At 56.5% G+C, this 21,720-nt stretch carries 19 protein-coding genes; 9 read left to right on the forward strand and 10 right to left on the reverse strand.

The genetic code is table 11. From position 1 onward, the window contains the following. Positions 1-126: 126 nt before the first annotated feature. Together ptsP and rppH are read right to left on the reverse strand one after the other, a co-directional pair. Complete coding sequence (ptsP, locus tag AC6HVW_RS05705; protein ID WP_065684145.1) at positions 127-2,376, reverse strand: phosphoenolpyruvate--protein phosphotransferase; 2,250 nt, start codon at positions 2,374-2,376, stop codon at positions 127-129. Between the two features lie 12 nt (positions 2,377-2,388). Further along, positions 2,389-2,916, reverse strand: a complete 528-nt coding sequence (rppH, locus tag AC6HVW_RS05710; RefSeq protein WP_021179868.1) for an RNA pyrophosphohydrolase — start codon at positions 2,914-2,916, stop codon at positions 2,389-2,391. Positions 2,917-3,612: 696 nt separating this feature from the next. On the opposite strand from rppH, the gene mutH reads away from it, so the two are divergent. The 3 genes from mutH to AC6HVW_RS05725 all read left to right on the forward strand — a co-directional run bounded on the left by mutH (position 3,613) and on the right by AC6HVW_RS05725 (position 5,875). Beyond that, positions 3,613-4,293: a DNA mismatch repair endonuclease MutH gene (gene mutH / locus AC6HVW_RS05715; RefSeq protein WP_071682817.1), complete on the forward strand. Its 681-nt coding sequence runs from the start codon at positions 3,613-3,615 to the stop codon at positions 4,291-4,293. Between the two features lie 126 nt (positions 4,294-4,419). Continuing rightward, positions 4,420-4,638 (forward strand): YgdI/YgdR family lipoprotein, encoded by a 219-nt coding sequence (locus tag AC6HVW_RS05720; protein ID WP_186485918.1) that lies wholly within the window; start codon positions 4,420-4,422, stop codon positions 4,636-4,638. 196 nt (positions 4,639-4,834) lie between these two features. Beyond that, positions 4,835-5,875 (forward strand): NADP(H)-dependent aldo-keto reductase, encoded by a 1,041-nt coding sequence (locus AC6HVW_RS05725; RefSeq protein ID WP_021179864.1) that lies wholly within the window; start codon positions 4,835-4,837, stop codon positions 5,873-5,875. A gap of 272 nt (positions 5,876-6,147) precedes the next feature. Here AC6HVW_RS05725 and lplT read toward each other — a convergent pair whose 3' ends face one another. After that, positions 6,148-7,338: a lysophospholipid transporter LplT gene (gene lplT / locus AC6HVW_RS05730; RefSeq protein WP_024529470.1), complete on the reverse strand. Its 1,191-nt coding sequence runs from the start codon at positions 7,336-7,338 to the stop codon at positions 6,148-6,150. Further along, on the reverse strand, positions 7,338-9,491 hold the full coding sequence (gene aas, locus AC6HVW_RS05735) for a bifunctional acyl-ACP--phospholipid O-acyltransferase/long-chain-fatty-acid--ACP ligase (protein ID WP_071681857.1): 2,154 nt from the start codon (positions 9,489-9,491) through the stop codon (positions 7,338-7,340). The genes lplT and aas overlap by 1 nt, the downstream gene beginning before the upstream one ends. A 472-nt stretch (positions 9,492-9,963) precedes the next feature. Between aas and galR the strand changes: the two genes are divergently transcribed. Further along, entirely contained in the window at positions 9,964-10,983 is a 1,020-nt protein-coding gene (gene galR / locus AC6HVW_RS05740; protein ID WP_059201661.1) for an HTH-type transcriptional regulator GalR, read from the forward strand. Here the strand turns inward: galR and AC6HVW_RS05745 are convergent. Further along, positions 10,980-11,435: a GNAT family N-acetyltransferase gene (locus AC6HVW_RS05745; RefSeq protein ID WP_071681859.1), complete on the reverse strand. Its 456-nt coding sequence runs from the start codon at positions 11,433-11,435 to the stop codon at positions 10,980-10,982. The two genes, galR and AC6HVW_RS05745, sit on opposite strands and share 4 nt — an antisense overlap. 182 nt (positions 11,436-11,617) lie before the next feature. On the opposite strand from AC6HVW_RS05745, the gene AC6HVW_RS05750 reads away from it, so the two are divergent. Next, a complete protein-coding gene (locus tag AC6HVW_RS05750) occupies positions 11,618-12,625 on the forward strand; it encodes a LacI family DNA-binding transcriptional regulator (RefSeq protein ID WP_071681862.1) in 1,008 nt (335 codons plus the stop codon). Here the strand turns inward: AC6HVW_RS05750 and lysA are convergent. After that, entirely contained in the window at positions 12,622-13,878 is a 1,257-nt protein-coding gene (gene lysA / locus AC6HVW_RS05755; protein WP_071681864.1) for a diaminopimelate decarboxylase, read from the reverse strand. The genes AC6HVW_RS05750 and lysA overlap by 4 nt on opposite strands. 122 nt (positions 13,879-14,000) lie before the next feature. Between lysA and AC6HVW_RS05760 the strand changes: the two genes are divergently transcribed. Next, positions 14,001-14,924, forward strand: a complete 924-nt coding sequence (locus tag AC6HVW_RS05760) for a LysR family transcriptional regulator (protein ID WP_071681866.1) — start codon at positions 14,001-14,003, stop codon at positions 14,922-14,924. Here the strand turns inward: AC6HVW_RS05760 and AC6HVW_RS05765 are convergent. Continuing rightward, entirely contained in the window at positions 14,921-15,829 is a 909-nt protein-coding gene (locus AC6HVW_RS05765; protein WP_021179856.1) for a LysR family transcriptional regulator, read from the reverse strand. The two genes, AC6HVW_RS05760 and AC6HVW_RS05765, sit on opposite strands and share 4 nt — an antisense overlap. Positions 15,830-15,938: 109 nt before the next feature. On the opposite strand from AC6HVW_RS05765, the gene AC6HVW_RS05770 reads away from it, so the two are divergent. The 3 genes from AC6HVW_RS05770 (at position 15,939) to AC6HVW_RS05780 (ending at position 19,450) form a co-directional block, all read left to right on the forward strand. Then, positions 15,939-16,823 carry an MBL fold metallo-hydrolase gene (locus tag AC6HVW_RS05770; protein ID WP_071681868.1) on the forward strand — a complete coding sequence of 295 codons (885 nt, stop codon included), beginning with the start codon at positions 15,939-15,941 and terminating at the stop codon, positions 16,821-16,823. Between the two features lie 18 nt (positions 16,824-16,841). Next, positions 16,842-17,480 carry a DsbA family protein gene (locus AC6HVW_RS05775; protein WP_071681870.1) on the forward strand — a complete coding sequence of 213 codons (639 nt, stop codon included), beginning with the start codon at positions 16,842-16,844 and terminating at the stop codon, positions 17,478-17,480. A 236-nt stretch (positions 17,481-17,716) separates the two neighbouring features. Further along, positions 17,717-19,450, forward strand: a complete 1,734-nt coding sequence (locus tag AC6HVW_RS05780; RefSeq protein WP_497569299.1) for an ABC transporter ATP-binding protein/permease — start codon at positions 17,717-17,719, stop codon at positions 19,448-19,450. A 148-nt stretch (positions 19,451-19,598) separates the two neighbouring features. Here AC6HVW_RS05780 and agaF read toward each other — a convergent pair whose 3' ends face one another. From agaF to agaW, 3 genes are read right to left on the reverse strand one after another with little or no spacing between them, the layout of a single operon-like run. Next, positions 19,599-20,033, reverse strand: coding sequence for a PTS galactosamine/N-acetylgalactosamine transporter subunit IIA (agaF, locus tag AC6HVW_RS05785; RefSeq protein ID WP_071681871.1), 435 nt, complete (start codon positions 20,031-20,033; stop codon positions 19,599-19,601). Between the two features lie 10 nt (positions 20,034-20,043). Next, positions 20,044-20,937 (reverse strand): PTS system mannose/fructose/sorbose family transporter subunit IID, encoded by an 894-nt coding sequence (locus AC6HVW_RS05790; protein ID WP_024485029.1) that lies wholly within the window; start codon positions 20,935-20,937, stop codon positions 20,044-20,046. Then, positions 20,927-21,706, reverse strand: coding sequence for a PTS N-acetylgalactosamine transporter subunit IIC (gene agaW, locus AC6HVW_RS05795; RefSeq protein ID WP_021179850.1), 780 nt, complete (start codon positions 21,704-21,706; stop codon positions 20,927-20,929). The genes AC6HVW_RS05790 and agaW overlap by 11 nt, the downstream gene beginning before the upstream one ends. Between the last annotated feature and the right edge of the window lie 14 nt (positions 21,707-21,720).

The raw sequence follows: 21,720 nt of genomic DNA on the forward strand, positions 1-21,720 counted from the left end.
CGTGCAACGGGAGCACCGCATTGAGATGGCGCATCATAACATAGGCTTAACCACGTCCGGGCTTGCCGGCAGGGAAAAGTTCTGTAAAAAAATAGGTCAACGCTTAACGGGCTGGACAACGCCTAATCAACGGCCGCCGCGGATCAGCCCCCCCATGCCACGGCGTTCCATAAACGCCGCTACCTGGTGGCGAACCTCGGTGGTCATCTGGGCACTCAATACCCGCTGGGCCAGCCCTTGCGCATCTTCCAGCTCGATATGGCGCAACAGATATTTGATCCGTGCGACGCTGCGCCCGTTCATGCTCAGATTACGGTAACCCATACCCACCAGCAGCAGAGCGCCCATCGGGTCTCCCGCCAGTTCACCGCACAGGCTTACCTGCAGCCCGGCCGCCGTCCCCTGATCGATGATCAATTTCAGCACCTGCAACATGGCTGGATGCAGGCTGTCGTACAGCGAAGCAACGCGGGTATTATTACGATCCACTGCCAGCAGATACTGAGTTAAATCGTTGGTTCCCACCGAGATAAAATCGACGCGTGCGGCCAGATAAGGGATCAGGAAGATCATCGACGGCACTTCCAGCATGACGCCAATCCGCGGCTTGGGAATGTCGTACCCCAGCATCTCTTCCACTTCTCGCCCGGCGCGATCGATCAGGCGCTTGGCCTCGTCGATCTCTTCCAGGCTGGTGATCATCGGCAACAGGATCCCCAGATTGCCGGTTCCCGCATTGGCACGCAGCATGGCGCGCACCTGGATCAGGAAGATTTCTGGCTGATCCAGCGTAATGCGGATCCCCCGCCAACCGAGGCACGGGTTTTCCTCGCTGATCGGCATGTAGGGCAACTGTTTATCAGCGCCGATATCCAGCGTACGCAGCGTCACCGGCTTGTGCGGATAGAAGAGTTGCAGCATGCCCTGATATTGCGCCACCTGCTCCTCCTCCGACGGGAAGCCGCTTTGCAGCATGAACGGGATCTCGGTGCGGTACAGGCCAACGCCGTCCACGCGCGCACCCAGCAGTTGTTCATGTTCCGGGCTAAGGCCGGCGTTCAGCATCACCTGGATCCGCTCACCGCTTTTCAGCTCTGCGGGCTGTTCAACGTCGTCTTCTGCCAGCTTGCTGAGCTCCTGCTCTTCGCTGATCAGACGTTGATATTCCTTCACCAGCACCGGTTCCGGATCGACCAGCAGCTCGCCGCGATAGCCATCAACAATCAGCATTCGCTGGGCCAACAGCGCAGGCTGGATGTCCGCCCCCATCACCGTTGGCACGCCCATAGCCCGCACCAGGATCGCGGCATGGGAGTTGGCAGCACCGTCCCGCACTACCACGCCAGCCAGGCGATCCTGCGGCACTTCGGCCAACAGGGTTGCCGTCAGCTCATCGGCGACCAGCACAAATCGGGCTGGCCATTGGCTGGCCCCTTGGGTGGTATCGTCGAGGTGGAATAGCAGACGTTGGCCAAGCGCACGCAGGTCGCTGGCACGCTCGCGCATATAGGTATCTTGCAAGGTAGCAAACTGGGCAGCGAAGGCTTCAATCACCTGTTTTACCGCCCACTCGGCTACCGAACCGGCATCGATCTCCGCGTACAGTTCACGTTTGAGGCGAGCATCGTTGAGCAGGTGGGAATAGAGATCGAAGATCGCCGCGCTCTCTTTTTGCGAGCTGGCGCTAAAACGCTTACTGAAGCGGCGGAACTCTGCCCCAGCCTCTTCCAACGCCTGTGTCAGGCGTTCGCGCTCGCTGACGGTATCCAGCGTGGAGGCTTTATACACCTGATCAAGTGAAGGCTGGCTGCTATCTAACCACCCCTCCGCCACTGCCACGCCAGGAGCCGCAGCCAGCGCCCGAATGCGGGTCTGGCGATACTGGCCAAAAATGGCGTTTAGCTGTGATAACGAGAGGATCCCGGCCATTTGGGTAGCCAGGGTAACCATGAAGGATTCTTCGCTTTCGTCAAACTGGCGCAGTTCACGTTGCTGCACCACCAACACGCCAAGCAACTGGCGGCGATGAATGATCGGCACGCCAAGGAAGGATCGGAAACGATCCTCTTTGACCTGCGGAATATATTTGAAGCTGGGATGGCTTTGGGCATCCGCCAGGTTGATCGGCTCTGCCCGCCGCCCGACCAGGCCGACGATGCCTTCGTCAAAGGCCAGGGCGATAGTTCGCCCACGGGGCTTTTTCAACCCGCGCGTCGCCATCAGGTAATAACAGCGGCGGTCGTTGTCTGCCAGATAGATGGAGCAAACTTCGGTGTCCATCGCCAGACAGGTTTCATTGACCAAAAGATCCAGCGCATCTGTCAGACTGGCCGCCGCGGCCACTTTCTCAACAATTTCTCGCAAGCGCGTGAGCATAGTCGGTTTGACTTAACCTCTCTTTCGGCGATAAGCAGGAGGCTGCCGCTGCGCTGCCAGTTCCTGCATAGGCATGACGGTTGCGGCAAACTCTTTCATAACCCGGCGGTACACGTCGCGTTTAAACGACACCACCTGGCGCACCGGATACCAGAAGCTCACCCAGCGCCAGCCGTCAAACTCCGGCGTACTGCTGCGCTGCATGTTGATATCCGCGTCATTGCACATTAACTGCAGCAGAAACCATTTCTGCTTTTGGCCGATACAAACCGGCTTTGTGTCCCAACGCACCAAACGTTTTGGCAATTTATAGCGCAACCAGTTGCGGGTTGAGGCCAGGATACGCACATCCTTTTTACTCAGCCCCACTTCTTCGAACAGCTCACGGTACATCGCCTGCTCAGGCGTTTCGCCAGGGTTTATTCCCCCTTGGGGAAACTGCCAGGAGTGCTGACCGTAACGGCGGGCCCATAGGACCTGCCCCTGACGATTACAGATTACGATACCAACATTCGGGCGGTAGCCATCATCATCGATCACCGGACTACCTCGATAAGCATAAATTCGTATTGATAACCTGATTGTTTCACACAAGCCACAGGCGGTAAACCACTGCTTTGCAGCACCGTCGCTCGGATAACATTGGGATAACTCACAGATAATGGCAAAGTTATAAACATGTAACGAGGTTCGAGGGCGGTTTTATTCACTTTTTCTGTGGATAGGTGTGTGAAGAACTCTAGGGATAAGCCGGGAAAACTCGATTGAACTTAAAATTCGCCGTATTTTTAATTTTTTATTATTCCTTTAAATACAATGTAATAATGACTTAAACACAGTTATGAACAGGGTAAAAATGTGATCTATGCACGCTTTGGATCTTTCTCTGGCGAAAGATCCACCAATGCGGATTTTATCCACAGATTATTATACCCAGTGACCTATAAAACCGCCAAATTCGTAAAAAATGCCCCGCGTCAAGGCTGTAAATCAAACCAGTGATCGGCAAAAAGTTGGGTTATCCCAGAAATCTGTGGATAAATAGGTGTAAGATCCTGTTTATTGTCGGTGGCTACAGGTGCACAACCCCACATTGAAATTTTTCTACCGCGATGGGGTAGCCAAAAAGTCATGCAAAATCATGCTACTATTGTTGTTTTCCCCAGCCTGCTTTTCCCTTTTAAGGCTGTGAGTAAATTCGGTACATTTTTTAACCATAATGCATAGGTCTGATTTATGGCGTGTTTATCCCCGCTGCCGCCAGAAAACGAGCAGCAATTATTAGCCCGTGCCCAGGCGCTGGCTGGCTTTAACCTTGGTGAACTGGCAGCTCGTGCCCAGGTCAGCATTCCCAAGGATCTCAAACGGGATAAAGGTTGGGTCGGCATGCTGCTGGAGTTCTATCTGGGTGCCATGGCGGGCAGCAAGCCTGAACAGGATTTCCCAGAGCTGGGCATTGAGTTGAAAACCATCCCGGTCGACGCCGCCGGTAACCCGTTGGAAACCACTTTCGTCTGCGTAGCCCCGCTGACAGGCAATAGCGGCGTCACTTGGGAAAGCAGCCACGTACGCCACAAACTGGCACGCGTGCTGTGGATCCCGGTGGAAGGAGAACGACAAATCCCATTGGCACAGCGCCGCGTAGGTTCCCCGCTGCTGTGGCAGCCCAATCAGGAAGAAACCGAGATGCTGCGCCGGGATTGGGAAGAACTGATGGATCTTATCGTTCTCGGCCAGGTTGAGCGGATCACTGCCCGCCATGGCGAAGTGCTACAGCTGCGGCCAAAAGCGGCCAACAACAAGGCACTGACCGAAGCCACCGGCGAACAGGGCCAACCGATCCTCACCTTACCGCGCGGCTTCTATCTGAAGAAAAACTTCACCCGGGCGCTGCTGGCCAGGCACTTTACGCTTTGATTAGCCCTGCGCCCCTTGATTTCACCGTCATTTCTCCTTACACAGATGGGATACGTCCGAGAGCCATCTTTGGCAGAGTTTGCTACTCTATTAAGACAATTATTCTAGGTATATAAGGTGTTCGGCATGAAAAAGTGGGTAATGGCTATTTCCGCCCTGATGATGGTCGCCGGATTAGCAGGCTGTTCCAGCAACTATGTGATGGCCACTAAAGATGGCAATATGATCCTCACGCAGGGTAAGCCTAAAATCGATAAGGATACCGGCCTGATCAGCTATCAGGACGAGCAAGGCAACCAGCGCCAGATTAACGGCGATCGGGTCTCGCAGGTTATCGAGCGTTAATCCCAGCCCCGCATCTTCCTGACCCCTGACGGATTATCAATCAGGGGTTTAGCCCTACCCCCGGCAGTTATATTCCTCTTTCACCATCTTCTTAGCTTGGTTATAGTCAAGTAAGGCGTGTTACGCCGTTGGATCTCTGGCTTCTGTTTTACCGGGCATCACGCCCGTAAGCGCTAACATTGAAGGAAGGCCGTTAATGCAATACCACCGTATTCCCCACAGTTCTTTAGAAGTGAGCGTGCTGGGACTGGGCACCATGACCTTTGGCGAACAAAACAGCGAAGCCGATGCCCACGCACAGCTGGATTATGCATTAGCCGCTGGCATCAACCTGATTGATACCGCAGAGATGTATCCAGTGCCGCCGCGCCCAGAAACACAGGGGCTGACAGAGCAGTACATTGGCAGTTGGATCAAGGCACGCGGCAACCGCGATAAAATCGTGCTGGCAAGCAAAGTCTCCGGGCCGATCCGGGGAAATGACGCGGGCATTCGCCCACAGCAGGCGTTGGATCGCAAAAATATCCGCGCCGCCCTGGACGCCAGCCTGAAACGGTTAAACACCGATTATCTAGATCTGTACCAGCTACACTGGCCGCAGCGCACCACCAACTGTTTCGGCAAGCTCAATTATCAGTACACCGATGAGAAAGCCACCATCCCACTGTTGGAAACCCTGGAAGCGTTAACTGAGCAGGTCCGGGCCGGCAAAATTCGCTATATCGGCGTCTCTAACGAAACCCCTTGGGGCGTGATGCGCTACCTGCAACTGGCAGAAAAACACGAATTACCGCGTATCGTCTCGATCCAGAACCCCTACAGCCTGTTAAACCGCAGCTTTGAGATTGGTCTGGCGGAGATCAGCCAACATGAGGGTATCGAACTGTTAGCCTATTCCAGCCTGGCCTTCGGTACGCTGTCGGGTAAATACCTCAACGGTGCCAAACCAGCCGGGGCACGTAATACCCTGTTCAGCCGCTTTACCCGCTACTCTTCAGCCCAGAGCCAGGCGGCGATCGCCGAATACGTGGCGCTGGCGAAAAAGCACGGTCTGGACCCTTCACAGATGGCACTGGCATTCGTGCGCCAGCAGCCGTTCGTTGCCAGCACCTTGCTGGGTGCCACCACGCTGGAGCAGTTGAAGATAAATATCGACAGTTTTGACGTGGTGTTGAATGAGGAAGTGTTGCAGGCTCTGGAAGAGATCCACAGCCGCTTCACCATTCCTGCACCATAAATGCCCCTCACCCTAACCCTCTCCCACAGGGAGAGGGGACCGATCGAGTTCGATTTCGGTTACAGAAATCTACCTGAACACCGCACTGAATCAGCTTTCTTTTATTGAGTAAGCTACCTGACCACCGCACCGAATCAGCTCTCTTTTATTGAACACGCTATCTGACAAGACACTGTACCTGCCCCTTTGCGGAGGTAGCAGAGTGATCACGGTACCTAATTACGACACCATTCCAGCTCCCTCTCCCTGTGGGAGAGGGTTGGGGTGAGGGGTTAGGCTTTCGAGCGGAATTGAGATATCCACAGGACGGTGATGGCAAGGCCGAACACGACGCCAAAACCGATCCCGACGCCGATCACCGGCACACCTAATTTGACCACCAAAGAGTAGAGGCCAAGCATCAGCAGCATGGCGGTGTTTTCACCCAGGTTCTGTACCGCAATAGCGTTCCCCGCCCCAACGGAGCGTTTGCCCCGCTCTTGCAACAGCGCATTCAGCGGCACCACAAAGAACCCCCCCAGCACACCAATCACCAGCAGCACGCCATAAGCATTCAGCATGCTGGTTTGCACGGCAAAGAAGGCTACGGCGATGCCGATCAGGATCCCGGCAGGCATACAGCGCTTAACCGTTTCCAGCGTCACAAAGCGGGCTGCCGCCCCGGCCCCGACCACGATACCTATTGCCACCATCGCATTGAGCATGGTTGGCGTGGCGTTATCGCTAATGCCCAGCGCCACCGGCACCCACAGCACCAGCAGGAAGCGCAGGGTAACCCCAGCGCCCCAGAACAGGCTGGTACCAATCAGTGAGAAACGGGTTTGCCCATCGCGCCACAGCACCACGCAAGCGTTGAAGAAAGTGCTCCCCATGACGCGTGGGTGCCAGGAGGCCACCTTATGGGCAGCGGGCAAGCGCGGGATATACAGGTTGGCAACGACTGCCGCGCCGTAAACAACGGCACACACCGCCAGTGCAGCTACAATATGCCAGTCTGCCAGCAGGCCACCGGCTACCGAGCCCACCAGGATGGCGGCAATGGTGGAAGCTTCCATCAGCCCATTGGCCTTCACCAGCTTATCGCCGCTGGTGATCTCCCCCAGGATGCCGTACTTCGCCGGTGAATAAGCCGCCGCCCCGATGCCGACCAGGGTATAGCCCAGGAACGGGTTCAGCCCAAAGCAGATCACCAGCGCACCGGCCAGCTTCAAGCCGTTAGCGACCATCATCACCCGGCCTTTGGAGAAGCTGTCGGCGATTTGGCCGACAAACGGAGCCAGGATGATATAGGTGGCCACGAAGGCCATTTGCAGTATCGGTTGGCTCCAATCGGGGTACATTTGCTGTTTGATCAGCGCCAGGGTAGCAAACAGCAAGGCGTTATCGCCAAAGGCCGAGAGAAACTGGGCACAGATCACCGCGATCATCGAACGTGACAGCAGTGGGGAATCAGTTGCATTCATTATGCCTTCTCCGGCTGTTCAGCCATTTGGCGCAAAGTAACGAAATCCGGTTTGCCGCTGCCCAGTAACGGCAACGCCTTCACCAGGCGAATATCACGCGGCACCGCCAGCTCCGGGGTGCCCTGCTCACGAGCCACCCGCAGCAAGCTATCACGGGTAATGCTGGCGTCGTTGGTGAACAACACCAGCGCTTCGCCTTTGCTGCTGTCGCTTTTCACCGTGGCCGCATGCAGCCCTTCCGGTGACAGGCGCACGGCCAACTGTTCCACGCTCTCCAGCGAGATCATTTCCCCCGCCAGTTTGGCAAAGCGCTTCACGCGGCCACGAATGGTGCAATAGCCCTGTTCGTCGAAGCTGACAATATCACCGGTATCATACCAGCCAGCTTGCAACACGCCGTTTTCGTCCTCGGCTGCCGGAGTTTCCAGTTCGCCTGGGCGTTCAACCCGCAGGTAGCCCTTCATGATGTTCGGGCCTTTCAATTGCAGACGGCCACCGTTATCGATCCCGGCCATCTTGATCAAACGTGCTTCCATCTGCGGCATAATGCGGCCTACGGTGCCAACTTTGGCCGCCAGAGGCACGTTGATCGACACTACCGGAGCACACTCAGTGACGCCGTAGCCTTCTAAAATGCGGATGCCGTACTTGTCCTGATAAATCTGTTTGGTGCTTTCGGCCAGCTTCTCGGCCCCGGCCACCACATAGCGCAAACGGGCAAAATCGTAAGGATGGGCGAAACGGGCGTAGTTGTTGAGGAAAGTCGCTGTCCCAAACAGCACGGTGCAGTTACGGTCATAGACCAGCTCCGGTACCACGCGATAATGCAGTGGGCTTGGGTAGAGGAATACCCGGCTACCGGTCATCAACGGGGTGATCAACCCAACCGTCAGGCCGAAAGAGTGGAACAGCGGCAGCGAGGACATAAAGCGATCGCGCGGGGTGAAATCCGCAATGGTTCGGATCTGCTCCACGTTGGCCAGCAGGCTGGCATGGGAATGCACCACGCCCTTCGGATGGCCTTCCGAGCCGGAGGTAAACAGGATCAGCGCCGCATCTTCTGGCTGCTGCGGCACCATGGCCTTTTGTGGCTGGAACAGGTGACGCAGGATCCACAGCTTGTCGTCGCGGGTGACGGTATCTTTCAAATCTTCCAGATAGACCCAGTTGGCTTCCGGCACCTGCTCTGGCAGGTGAGTCAACTTGCCCTTTTCCAGGAACTGGCGCGAGGTGACGATGGTTTTAATGGTGGCCGCGGTCATCGCGCTTTTCAGCCCGTTCACACCGGCGGTGTAATTGAGCATCGCCGGAATACGGCCCCGCAATGAAGCGCCAAATATAGCGGCAGCGGTAATAGTGGCATTGGGCAACAGCAGGCCAACATGCTCTTTCGGCGCGGTAAAGCGCTCCAGGATGCGGCTGACGCCCAGCGATTTTTTAAGCAGCGTATGATAGCTGTCTTCCTTGAAACCTATGTCTTCGATGCAGGGCTTGAAGCGGCCATAACGATGCTGTGCGGCCAACAGCGCGCCGAACAGGGTTTGCGGTTTGAGGGTATCCATGCGCGCCTGCATCATGATCTGATGCAGCCTGTCGCCGGCCAACTGCCGGCGTTGACTGGCTTTTGGCGCGTCTGGCATCGGTAAAGTGGTTGGCGGCAGAATGCTGATGGTGGTCTGTGGGAAGGCGCGGAGTTTATACACCCCGGCCATACGGCCAAACACGCTGAACTCCGGGCCATCGATACGTACCGGCACGATGGTGGCGCCAGATTTGGCGGCGATAAAGGCTGCCCCGTCGTAGACCTTCATCAATGAACCGGTCACCGTAATGCGCCCTTCCGGGAATACCACGATCGGCCTGCCCTGTTCAACCATGCGCACCAGATGCTTGATGGCCATCGGTTTGGTGGGATCCAGTGGCACAAAATCGATATAAGGCTTCAACCAGCGCATAAACCAACGTTCGGAAATGCTGGAGTAAACGGCAAACACCGGTTTGATCGGTAAGAACAACGCCAGCAGCGCGCCATCCATGAAAGAAACGTGATTCGGGGTGATCAGCAGTTTCTGCTGATCAAAATGCCTGGCGTCGCCTTCGACACGAACACGAAACAACAGGCGAAACAGTGCACGTAACACGGTATATATCATCCCACTCTCCCTCGGGGTTGATGGCCTTAACAATGGTCTGAGGGAAGAATACTATACGGCAGGCAAAAAAAAACCTACGCATCCGCGTAGGTTGGTGCAATTGAAAATGGCTTCAACATACAGAGTATGCCGATTGCTCACCAATCAATACCTCTGGGACAGTCAATTTACCCCGCCACGCTAAACTCTCGCCAGCGGCCAATCGCAACAGTCCGGCGCAAAGTGTAACCAGCGATGTAGTTTTTCCTTTGATAGACATGGTTTTGAAACTATTGAAAAACCTCAACCAACCCGGATCGTTGGGGCACCGCACGTTGCGCCCGTTAACCCTGGATCCTCTTGGGGTGAAAAGGTGAATTTAAAAGCCATAAATGCAACGCTCACCACAAGTTAACGATACCAGCCCTTGCGGCGCGCGATTTTTTCCGCAAAACTGAGGAATGTAAGCGATTACCCAGGAAGTGTTGCAGATATGGCCACGATTAAGGATGTTGCCAGGCTGGCGGGTGTTTCCGTCGCCACGGTATCCCGCGTAATAAATAACTCCCCAAAAGCCAGCGAAAGTTCACGAACCGCCGTGCTGGCCGCCATGGAGGGATTGCAGTATCACCCCAACGCCAATGCCCGTGCGCTGGCACAGCAATCCACCGAAACCCTGGGCCTGATTGTCTCTGACGTTTCCGATCCCTTCTTTGGCGCTATGGTAAAAGCCGTTGAGCAGGTGGCCTACGCCACGCATAATTTTCTGCTGATTGGTAACGGTTACCACAATGCCGAAAAAGAGCGCCAGGCCATTGAGCAACTGGTGCGCCATCGCTGTGCGGCCCTGGTGGTGCATGCCAAGAAGCTGACCGACGATGAGCTGACCGTCTGGATGCGTCAGATCCCAGGCATGGTGCTAATCAACCGTACGCTGCCTGGGTTTGAGCCCCGCTGCGTAGCGCTTGACGATCGTTACGGTGCCTGGCTGGCCACCCGCCATCTGATCCAGCAGGGCCACCAGCGGATCGCCTTTATCTGCTCCAACCATCAGATTTCAGATGCTGCCGATCGACTACAGGGCTACCTGGATGCATTGGAAGAACACGGTATTGCGGTGGATGAAAAGCTGGTTGCCTACGGCAAGCCGGATGAGATTGGCGGCGAGCAGGCCATGACCGAGTTGCTGGGCCGTGGTAAGCAGTTTACCGCCATCACCTGCTATAACGATCCGATGGCCGCCGGGGCGCTTTCGGTGCTCAGTGATAACAGCGTGGACGTTCCGGGCCAGATTTCGCTGATTGGTTTTGACGACGTGCTGATTTCCCGCTATCTGCGCCCACGTCTGACTACTATCCGCTACCCGGTGGTGGCGATGGCAACGCAAGCAGCAGAGCTGGCATTAGCGCTGGCCAACAACCAGCCGCTACCGGAGATCACCAATATGTTCAGCCCGACGCTGGTCCGCCGCCATTCGGTCGCCAGCATCAATAACGCTTTCGAGCAAAATTAATCTAACTGGCGGTGGTAGAGGCGCACGGGGCGATCCGGGTACTCCAGCGCCTCGCCGATGTGCTGCCAACCATGGCGTTCGTAATAACCGCTAAACTCGGCATACAGATATAGCCCCTTGAACCCGGCCCGGCGGCTGTATTCCTGCACATATTGCTGGAGCTGCAACCCCAGCCCGCTGCCGCGCTGACTCTCTTCAACGTAAAGCGCGGCCAGCCACGGCGTTAAATCCTGGCGGCTAATCAAATCACAGCGCCACAGCCCCACGGTGCCTACCGGCTGGTCATCCAACAGGGCGATAAAGGTGATCGGCAAACCTTCATGCCGCAGGCTGCTGGCCACCACGCTGGCAAAGAATTCCCGGCTATTTTCGCTGCCAAACGCCTGCCACTGCCAATCGATAACCTGTTGCTGATGCTGCGGATAGTCCGCCAGATGCACAATACGAAACACGCTAATCCCCTCGGAAAAATGCCTTAAACGCCTGCACCGTCAGTGTACGCCAATCAATGCATGGGTGCCCCAACAACATAGGTTGCTGAATTTGTAGGGGTCGAACATGTTCGAGCCGATCTCACCCTATGCTAGACTCAGCACTATTTACCGCAGCGGACGTTGAAAGAGGGTAGCCATTGATGATCACCATGTTGGATGTTTCCATGCGCGCGGGGGTGTCCAAAGCCACGGTTTCCCGCGTTTTAAATGGCACCGGCCAGGTGAAGAAAAGCACGCGTGATGCGGTGTTCAAGGCAATGGATGAATTGGGCTACCGGCCGAACTTTCTCGCCCAATCGCTGGCCAATAAAAGCTCCAACAGTATTGGGCTGGTAGTGTCCAATTTTGACGGCCCCTACTTTGGCCGTTTGCTGCGCCAGGCTGCCAAACTGGTCGAGGCCAGCGGCAAGCACCTGATCGTCACCGACGGCCACGACACGCCAGAAGATGAATTGCAGGCAGTACGACTGCTGGCGGATCGCCGCTGCGACGCCATTATCCTGTACACCCGCTTTATGAGTGAAAGCGCCCTGATGGAGCTGCTGGAAGACCTGCCGGTTCCGGTGATGGTCATTAACCGCGATCTGCCGCAAGCCCGTGAACGCTGCGTGTTCTTCGAACAGCAACAGGCCGCCTTCAACGTGGTGGATTACCTGATCCGTCAAGGGCACCGTGAGATCGCCTGCATTACCGGGCCGATCGATACACCCACCGCCCAATCCCGCTTGGCGGGTTATCGTCAGGCGTTGGAACACCACCAGGTTGCGTTCAATGATGCCTTGATCACCAACGGCGACAGCAGCGTACCCGGCGGATACCTCAGTTGTAAGGCACTGCTGGCTAGCGGCAACTCCTTCAGCGCGCTGTTTGCCAGCAACGATGATATGGCCATCGGCGCGATGAAGGCCCTGCACCAGGCTGGCAAACGCCTGCCTGAGGACGTTTCGCTGTTTGGTTTCGACGATGAACCAAGCGCCGCCTATCTGCAACCGGCGTTGTCCACCGTCTACCTGCCGATCGACGCGATGATCGAAGCGGCGATCGCTCAAGCCCTGCGTCTGATCAACGGCGAAGCGCTACAACCGCTAACGCCGTTTGTCGGTGAGTTAAAACTGCGTGAGTCCGTGGTGCCTGGCCCCTACGCTTAAATTAACTCCAGCCCGATCAATTCTTCAATCGTCTGGCGGCGACGGATCAGCCGAGGCTCACCGTTTTCAAACAGTACTTCCGGCAGCAGAGGGCGGCTGTTGTAGTTGGAGGACATCGACGAGCCATAGGCTCCGGTATCATGGAATACCAGATAATCCCCGACCCGCACCTGCGGCAACGGACGGGTTTCAATACCGCCGCCCGCCTGCTGGGTAAACACATCACCTGACTCACACAACGGCCCGGCAATCACGGTGTCTTGCAGCGGTTGATGATCAGTATTGCGGCCATCGGCAGGCAGTAGGGAGATATGGTGATAGCTGCCATACATCGCCGGGCGCATCAGATCGTTGAACCCAGCGTCTACCAGGACAAAGTGGCGGCTGCCCATCTGTTTTACCGAACGCACTTCGGCCACCAGCACGCCCGCTTCCGCCATCAGGAAACGCCCCGGCTCGATTTCCAACTTCACCGGATGGCCCAGATGTGCGGCAACTCGCTCACGCGCGCGGTTCCACAGGCCGTAATAGTGTTCGGTATTAATCGCCTCTTCACCCTGCTGATAAGGGATAGAAAGACCGCCACCGGCGGAAATCGCCGTAATGTCCTGCCCCAGGGCAATCACCTGCTGCACCATGGCATCACAGACGCGCTCCAGGTGCTGGTAATCCACCCCGGAACCGATGTGCATATGCAGCCCAATAAGTTTCAGACCGTATTGCTGCACCTTGGCGACCGCCTGCGGCAGATCGGCATACCAGATACCGTGCTTGCTGTTTTCACCGCCGGTATTGGTTTTCTGGCTATGGCCGTGGCCAAAACCAGGGTTGATACGTAGCCACACCGGATGCCCGGCAGACACCTGACCAAGCTGTTCCAGCATATCGATAGAACCAGCGTTGACCGGGATTTTCAATTCGCTGACGCGCGCCAGCGTGGCGTGATCCAGCACATCGGCGGTAAATACGATATCCTCGCCACCCGGCTCAAAACCGGCTTTTAACGCGCGCTCAATCTCACCCAGCGACACCGAATCCACCTTGACGCCCTGCTCGCGCATCAGGCGCAGAATATGAATATTCGAGCAGGCTTTCTGGGCAAAACGGATCACGTCAAAGTGCTGCAACTGGCTGATACGCTGGCTGATGATATCTGCATCATAGGCCCAGACCGGGCAACCAAAGCGGTGGGGCAGCGCCAACAGATTGGCGGCGTTCAGGGCGGTAGAGGTATCGTTCAAGGCGCGTGGCATGGTTCGGTTCCCATAATCAAATTTTCCACTATCATGCCGCAGCAGCCTCTGTGTGAAAAATATCTATTTCGCCATAGTCTATTCATTTATGATATGGTTTTCCCTCTCCGTGGAGTTTCGCCATGTATGCCATTACCCTGCGCCAGATTGAGATTTTCCACGCGGTGATGACCACCGGCAATCTGACCGAGGCGGCGGCGCTGCTGCAAACTTCACAACCGACCGTCAGCCGCGAACTGGCCCGCTTCGAGAAGCTGATCCAACTGCAACTGTTTGACCGCGTACGTGGCCGTCTTTACCCCACGGTGCAAGGCTTGCGGCTGTTTGAAGAAGTGCAGCGCTCTTATTACGGCCTGGATCGCATCAAGAATGCAGCGGCAGGTATCCGGCAATTCCAGCAGGCGCAGCTTTCCATTGCCTGTCTGCCGGTGTTTTCCCAATCGCTGCTGCCTGCCGTGTGTAAACCTTTTGTCGATCGTTATCCGGAAGTGAGCTTCAGCGTGATCCCGCAGGAGTCACCGTTGCTGGAAGAGTGGCTTTCGGCACAGCGCCACGATCTGGGCCTGACGGAGAATACCCTGACGCCCGCTGGCACCGAGCGCATGACGCTGCTGACAATGAATGAAGTGTGTGTGCTGCCTGCCGGGCACCCAATGCTTGCGAAAAGCACGCTGACGCCGCAGGACTTCAACGCAGAAAACTTTATCAGCCTGTCGAGCACCGACAGCTATCGGCAACTGCTGGATGCATTGTTCCATGAGCAAGGCATAGAGCGCCGGATGGTGATGGAGACCCACAGCGCCGCTTCGGTCTGTGCGATGGTCAAGGCCGGAGTCGGCATCTCGATCGTCAACCCACTGACCGCGTTAGATTACGCCAATAATGGCGTTCATGTGCGATCCTTCAGCGTCGAGGTGCCGTTTACCGTGAGCCTGATCCGCCCGCTGCACCGCCCCTCTTCTGCGCTGGTCACCGCCTTTGTGCAGCACTTGCAGCAGCAGGCGCAACAGTTGCCCGCCCGTCTGGCTTCGGTGATCCAACGCTAGCGTAGCGTGGCACGCCAGCCAGGATCGGTGGCAAACCATTCCACCAGGAAGTCCAGCATGGTACGCAACGTGGCGGGCATTTGGCGGCGCGAGGTGTAGATGCCGTAGATCCCCATCGTCTGTGACAGATACCCCGGCAGCAGTTCCACCAACTCCCCCTTTGCCAACAGTGGCGCAGCGGAATAGTAAGGCTGCATGGAGATTCCCGCCCCTTGTAAAGTCCCTGCGAGTAGCACCACCGACTCGTTGGCGCTGAGGTTGCCACTGACCGCCACCGCCGACTTCACACCCTGCTCATCAAAGTGCCACAGGCTTTTACCAAAGTAGGAGTAGGTCAGGCAATTGTGCAGAGCTAAATCTTGCGGGTGACGCGGGGTGCCATGGGCGGCCAGATAGGCTGGAGACGCACAGATCACCGAAGCGCAGTTGGAAAGCGGCCGGGCAATCAGATTGGGATCCAACTCATTGGTGATGCGTAGCGCCAGATCGATCCGTTCTTCCACCAGATTGACCGCCCGATTATCCATTTGCAGATCCACCGCAACCTGAGGATGGCGCTTCAGATACTGTGCTACAGCCCCTACCAACGCCGTTTGGCCAAGCGATTGCGAGCAACTGATGCGCAGCAGGCCACGTAAATCGTCACTCTGTTCGTTTTCCACCAGATCGATATCTTTCGCTACTGCCAGCATTTGGCGGCAACGTTCCAAAGTGCGCTCCCCGGCATCGGTCAGGCTGAGCCTACGCGTAGTTCGGTGCAGCAGCCGTGCGCCAGCCCATTGTTCCATCTGCGCCAGATAGCGCGTCACCATAGCCCGCGACATCGCCAGGGTATCCGCTGCCGCAATCATGCTGCCGCGTTCAACGATAGTGACAAAAACCTCTGCAGCGGTAATGCGATCCATGATTCGCTCGATTTACGCAATGAATAATTGCTTATTATCCGGTTTTTCTCCCGTTCTATGCAACCTATCATCTGGCCAACGACAACAAATACCCAAAAGGCACCTGCACATGTTTAAGAAATCATTACTGACCCTGGCCGTAACCGGCTTCGTTTCATTCAGCACCTTCGCCAATGCGGCTAATACGTTGACCCTGGAAGTGTACAACCCAGGCGAAAAGAGCGTATTCCCGGTCTCTTCCGAGATTGTCAGCGGCCCACACGAAGTGGCGCTGATCGATGCCCAATTCCAGCGTAACGACGCGCAGGAGCTGGTGAAAAAGATCCAGGCCACTGGTAAGAAGCTGACCACGGTCTATATCAGCCATTCGGATCCGGATTTCTATTTCGGGCTGGACGTGATCAAAGCCGCCTTCCCAGAGGCAAATATCATTGCTTCACCGGAAACGATCAAAGCGATCAATGCGACCCAGGCAGGTAAACTCGCCTATTGGGGGCCGATCCTGAAGGAGAATGCGCCGAAAACCGTGATCGTGCCGCAGCCGTTGCAGGGCAGCAGCTTTAGCATCGATGGCCAGCAGGTCGAAGTGAAAGGCCTCAATGGCCCAACGCCAGACCGCACCTTTGTGTGGATCCCATCGTTGAAAGCCGTGGTGGGTGGTGTGCCGGTAGCCGGTGACAATATTCATCCGTGGATTGCGGATAATCAGACTGTCGAGTCACGCGCTCATTGGCAGCAAACGCTGGAAAGCATCAAGGCGCTGAAACCGCAGGTAGTGGTTCCGGGGCACTTCCTGCCGGGAGCGGCGCAAACGCTTGAGTCGGTGACCTTTACCCACAATTACCTGACCACGCTGGAAAGCGAGTTGCCAAAAACCAAGAACTCCGCGGAACTGATCGCGGCCATGCAGCAGCACTATCCAAAGCTGCAAGATGGTTCCAGCCTGGAACTGAGCGCCAAGGTGCTGAAAGGCGAAATGAAGTGGCCGCAGTAAAACGGTAGGAGCAAAAACATGACGACCCTGCATTACATTTTCGATCCGCTGTGCGGCTGGTGTTACGGTGCAGCCCCGCTGGCCAAGGCTGCGCAAGCTATTCCGGGCCTGACCGTTGCCCTGCACGCCGGTGGCATGATGACCGGCAATGCCCGCCGAACCATCAACGAGGAATGGCGCAATTACGTCATGCCCCATGATAAACGTATTGCCGAGCTAACCGGCCAGCCCTTCGGCGACGGTTACTTCAACGGACTGCTGCGTGACACCATGGCGGTGATGGACTCTGAGCCGCCGATCGTCGCGATCCTGGCCGCTGAACAACTCGCCGGAAGGGGCCTGGATATGCTGCACCGCATTCAGGAAGCTCACTACCGGGAAGGACGACGTATTGCCGATACGCCGGTGTTGGAAGCGCTGGCGAGTGAGCTGGGCCTGGATCCTGCTGCCTTTATTGCCGAGATGCGTTTGAACAGCGGCGCGCCAACGGCACAGCATATTGCCGACAGCCGCGCACTGCTTGCCAAAGTCCGAGGGCATGGCTTCCCGACCTTTGCCCTGGAGGACACTCAAGGGCGGCTATCCCAGATCCCAGTGCAGGAGTATTTGGGGAATGTTGAAGGCTGGAAAGCCTTGCTGAAAGATGCCATGAAATAAATCTGTCGGGGCGAGCACTGTTCGCCCCGGACATAGTTGTAACAATTTCATTTTGTGTTGTGTTTTGCCGCCGCGCCAAAGACGCCCTCGCCTTACGCTACTCAACGTTTCTTGCGCTCGTTTTATCTCCGCTGTATTGCAAATAATGAGCCACGTCAAAACTGCTTACATGTGGCGGTTTGTTTGTTACCAGCCTCGTGCCCATGCTAGAAGAAAACGATACCTTCTGGATTTTCATGAACACGAGCACCACACAAAAACGGGCCGTCTGGCAGTTGATCAAACCCTTTTGGGTTTCGGAAGAAAAATGGCGCGCCTGGGCGATGCTGATCGCCATCGTTGGCCTATCCCTGGGGCTGGTCTATATCAGCGTGCTGATCAACCAGTGGAACCAGGTGTTCTACGATGCCCTGCAGAATAAAAACTATCCGGTATTCAAAGCCCAACTGTGGCGCTTTACCTATCTGGCGTTGGCTTTCATCGTGCTGGCAGTCTACAAAATCTACCTGACCCAGGGCCTACAGATGCGCTGGCGGCGCTGGATGACGGAAAAATTTATGGGCAAGTGGCTGGCGCATCAGGCCTATTACCATACCGAACAGCAGCAGATTATCGATAACCCCGACCAACGTATCTCCGACGATCTCAACGTCCTGACCCAGTACACCTTATCTTTGTCGCTCGGCCTCCTTTCCAGTTTGGTGACGCTTTGTTCGTTTATTACCATTCTCTGGCATATCAGCGGGCCGATGACCTTTGTGATCGCCCAACATACCATTACCCTGCCTGGCTATATGGTGTGGTTTGCCCTGCTGTACGCGGCACTGGGATCGTTGCTGATCTGGTGGGTCGGCAAGCCGCTGGTTATGCTCGGCTTTAATCAGGAACGCTATGAGGCGAACTTCCGTTTCGGGCTGATCCGTATCCGTGAAAATAACGATGCCATCGCGCTGTATCACGGTGAACCACGTGAGAAGCAGCAGCTAAGTAACCGCTTTGAAGCCATCCGCAGCAACTGGTGGTCGATCATGCGCATCACCCGGCGGCTAAATATCGCCAGCAACTTCTACGGCCAGTTTGCCATTGTCTTTCCGCTGCTGGTGGCGGCACCACGCTATTTCTCCGGTGCGATCCAGATGGGCGGGCTGATGCAGATCTCCTCCGCGTTTGGCCAGGTGCAAGGCTCGCTGTCGTGGTTTATCGACGCGTTTTCCAATCTGGCCACCTGGAAAGCCTGCGTTAACCGTCTGGCTGGCTTTAACGCGGCGGTGGACGAAGTCCATAACCTGACCCGCGGCATCAGCCTGCAACAGGAAGACCACTCATCGCTAATGCTGCGCGATGTTGGCCTGACGTTGCCCGATGGACAGCCGCTGTTAAGTTCGGCAACCATGACGCTGCAACGCGGCGAGCGCGTGCTGGTCGTCGGCCCTTCTGGCTGTGGTAAATCTACGCTGCTACGTGCGATTGCCGGGATTTGGCCTTACGGTTCTGGTGAGATCGGCCTGGATAAACATCTCACTACGCTGTTCCTGCCGCAGCGCAGCTATATCCCGATCGGTACGCTGCGTGAAGCGCTAAGCTATCCACTCCAGGATAAAGACTACAGCGATGAGCAGTTGTTGAAAGTCCTGGAAAACTGCCGGCTGAAGCACCTGCAACGCTGGCTGGATACCAGCGCCAACTGGAGCCATCGTCTTTCACCGGGCGAGCAGCAGCGGTTGGCGTTTGCCCGTGCGATCCTTACCCGCCCGGATGTGCTGTTCCTGGATGAGGCCACCAGCGCGCTGGATGATGAAACCGAGCAATTGATGTATTGCCTGCTGGTCGACGAACTGCCGGAGGTCACGCTGGTCAGCGTGGCACACCGCAACAGCGTGGCGAAATATCATCAGACCTGCTGGCGTTTCAGCCGCGACGAACATGGCCCGGCCCAGATGGCGCTTAGCCCGTTGCCGATACCGAGTTAGCCTCAATAGCTCCTCTCACTCCAACCCTTGGAATGTAGCGACTCAGCTTGGCTCAGGGGTGCTCGAGGTTGCTGATATGATCTCTATACTTCCAAAAGAGCAGAGGCTATCAACTCCCTCTCCCTGTGGGAGAGGGTTGGGGTGAGGGTCAAATCCCATCAGCCTCGGCGTTGGCGCATTTCACCTTACGCCGCTCATGCCACAGGCTGGTCAAGCCGCGTTTGCCGCAGGCCAGCGCCATGTCGCGAAACTCGATCAGGCTCAGCCCTTCGCGCTCCAGCATCATTTCGGCAGCCAACTGCATATTCACCCCGGTCAACACCTCACAGTTGCCATGCGCATCGGCCAACTCGCAGGCACTACGGAAAGGCGATCCCCCCAGCATATCAGTAAGGAAAACCACGCCGTCCGCTTGTTCTACCGCTTGCAGCGCCGCACTCAATGCGACTTTCAGCTCCACCGTACCCATATGGACCGGGAAGTCCACCGCGATACAGGCAGGCTGTTCCCCTACCACCTGCTCTACCGCCTGTAGCAGGCCACTGGCGAAACCGCCGTGGCCGGTAATGACAATTCCTGGCATGTTCTCTTCCTCACAGCAAACCGATAAATTTACCCACTACGCCAATCACCACCGTCACACCGATCAGTTTCACCGGTGAGAAACCGCGCTTCATCAGGAAGAACACCAGCAACGTGAAACACAGCGGTAACAGGTTGGGCATCAACTTATCGAGCACGTCCGTTTGCAACGCCACGGTGGCCTTACCGGCATGCATGATCAGCGGCGTGGAAAGATGTACATAAGAGGCCACCAGCGCGCCGATGACCGTCATGCCCACGATCGACGCCGCATGGGATATTCGTTTGGTATGGGTTTTCAACAGCGTCAGCGCACTGGTGCCCGCCTGATAGCCATAGTGCGCCAGCCCAAAGCGCAGCCCGAAGTGGAACACGTTGAACAACAGCAGGAACACTATCGGCCCGAACAGGCTGCCTTCCAGCGCCAGAGATGCTCCGATGCCCGCACAAATCGGCAACAGCGTCAGCCAGAACAGCGCATCACCAATGCCTCCCAACGGCCCCATCAGCGCCACCTTCACCGCTCGAATGGTGGAGACTTTCTCCTTGTTTTGCTCCATCGCCAGCACCAGTCCCGAAAGGAAGGTGACGTCGAAGGGATGCACGTTGATAAACTCCATATGCATCTTCATCGAATTCGCCAGATCCTGAGGATTGCGGTGGATCTTGCGCAAGCCAGGGATCAGGGTATACAGCCAACCACCGGCCTGCATACGTTCATAGTTGAACGATGCCTGCAGCAGCAGCGAGCGCCAGGCCATGCGGTTAATATCGCTACGCGTCAGCGCTTCTGCTGGCTGGCTATCAACATAGTCATCCTGCTCTACCTGGCTGGTGGCCAATGCCTGTTCCAGGCGTTTTGCTGCCTTTTGCGCCAGCAGATCGTCAGAATCATCAAATGCCATCTTCGGCGTCCTCCGGTTGAACAGGCTTTCTGGTCACGTCCGCATCTGCCCGTTGACTGTTAAAGAAATCGATCAGCGCGATCGCCAATGCCCCCAGCGCCACCGCCAGGATCGGCAGCTTAAGGAACGTCACCGAAATAAAGCCGAGGATGAAATACGCCACGTAGGTTTTCTTCATCATCACTTTCATCAGCAGTGAGAAGCCGATAGCCGGCATCATGCCACCCGCCACCGCCAGCCCATCCAGCAGCCAGGTCGGCGCTTTCTGTACCATGGCACTGGCCGCATCGGCACCGAAGTAGATCGGCAAAAACGCCACCACAAAGTAGAAAACAAACAGGATGCTGATGCCGAGATAGTTCACCCGCTCAACGCCGCGCCAGTTCAGTTCCTGTACCATGCGATCGCAGCGGTGCATCATGGGTGAAAACGCGGTGAACAACAGAGTGATGCAGCCCTGTACCGCAATGGCGAACGGCACCGCCACGCCAATAGCCACCTTCGGATCGGCCTTGGTGAGAATGGCAAACGCCGTGCCGACCACCCCGCCAATCACCACGTTCGGCGGCTGCGCACCGGCCAGTGGCACCATGCCCATCCATACCAGCTCCAGCGTCCCGCCCACCAGCAAGCCGGTGGTGACATCCCCGAGGATCAGGCCAACCAGCGGCCCCATCACTACCGGGCGGTGGAAGTGGGTCAGGCCGTCGAACAGGTCGACCCCGGCCAACCCCGCCAGCAATGCAATCAATAACGCGTCAGTTAACATGCTTCCCCCTGCGC

The sequence above is a fragment of the Serratia sp. NCCP-200 genome, assembly GCF_059697885.1.

Coding starts and splice junctions, on each gene's coding strand:
- AC6HVW_RS05790 (WP_024485029.1), bottom strand. CDS start 20,937: ATGGCATTTGATGATTCTGACGATCTGCTGGCGCAAAAGGCAGCAAAA.
- AC6HVW_RS05780 (WP_497569299.1), top strand. CDS start 17,717: ATGAACACGAGCACCACACAAAAACGGGCCGTCTGGCAGTTGATCAAA.
- AC6HVW_RS05725 (WP_021179864.1), top strand. CDS start 4,835: ATGCAATACCACCGTATTCCCCACAGTTCTTTAGAAGTGAGCGTGCTG.
- lplT (WP_024529470.1), bottom strand. CDS start 7,338: ATGAATGCAACTGATTCCCCACTGCTGTCACGTTCGATGATCGCGGTG.
- AC6HVW_RS05750 (WP_071681862.1), top strand. CDS start 11,618: ATGATCACCATGTTGGATGTTTCCATGCGCGCGGGGGTGTCCAAAGCC.
- galR (WP_059201661.1), top strand. CDS start 9,964: ATGGCCACGATTAAGGATGTTGCCAGGCTGGCGGGTGTTTCCGTCGCC.
- AC6HVW_RS05760 (WP_071681866.1), top strand. CDS start 14,001: ATGTATGCCATTACCCTGCGCCAGATTGAGATTTTCCACGCGGTGATG.
- AC6HVW_RS05720 (WP_186485918.1), top strand. CDS start 4,420: ATGAAAAAGTGGGTAATGGCTATTTCCGCCCTGATGATGGTCGCCGGA.
- mutH (WP_071682817.1), top strand. CDS start 3,613: ATGGCGTGTTTATCCCCGCTGCCGCCAGAAAACGAGCAGCAATTATTA.
- agaF (WP_071681871.1), bottom strand. CDS start 20,033: ATGCCAGGAATTGTCATTACCGGCCACGGCGGTTTCGCCAGTGGCCTG.
- ptsP (WP_065684145.1), bottom strand. CDS start 2,376: ATGCTCACGCGCTTGCGAGAAATTGTTGAGAAAGTGGCCGCGGCGGCC.
- AC6HVW_RS05770 (WP_071681868.1), top strand. CDS start 15,939: ATGTTTAAGAAATCATTACTGACCCTGGCCGTAACCGGCTTCGTTTCA.
- AC6HVW_RS05775 (WP_071681870.1), top strand. CDS start 16,842: ATGACGACCCTGCATTACATTTTCGATCCGCTGTGCGGCTGGTGTTAC.
- agaW (WP_021179850.1), bottom strand. CDS start 21,706: ATGTTAACTGACGCGTTATTGATTGCATTGCTGGCGGGGTTGGCCGGG.
- lysA (WP_071681864.1), bottom strand. CDS start 13,878: ATGCCACGCGCCTTGAACGATACCTCTACCGCCCTGAACGCCGCCAAT.
- AC6HVW_RS05765 (WP_021179856.1), bottom strand. CDS start 15,829: ATGGATCGCATTACCGCTGCAGAGGTTTTTGTCACTATCGTTGAACGC.
- aas (WP_071681857.1), bottom strand. CDS start 9,491: ATGATATATACCGTGTTACGTGCACTGTTTCGCCTGTTGTTTCGTGTT.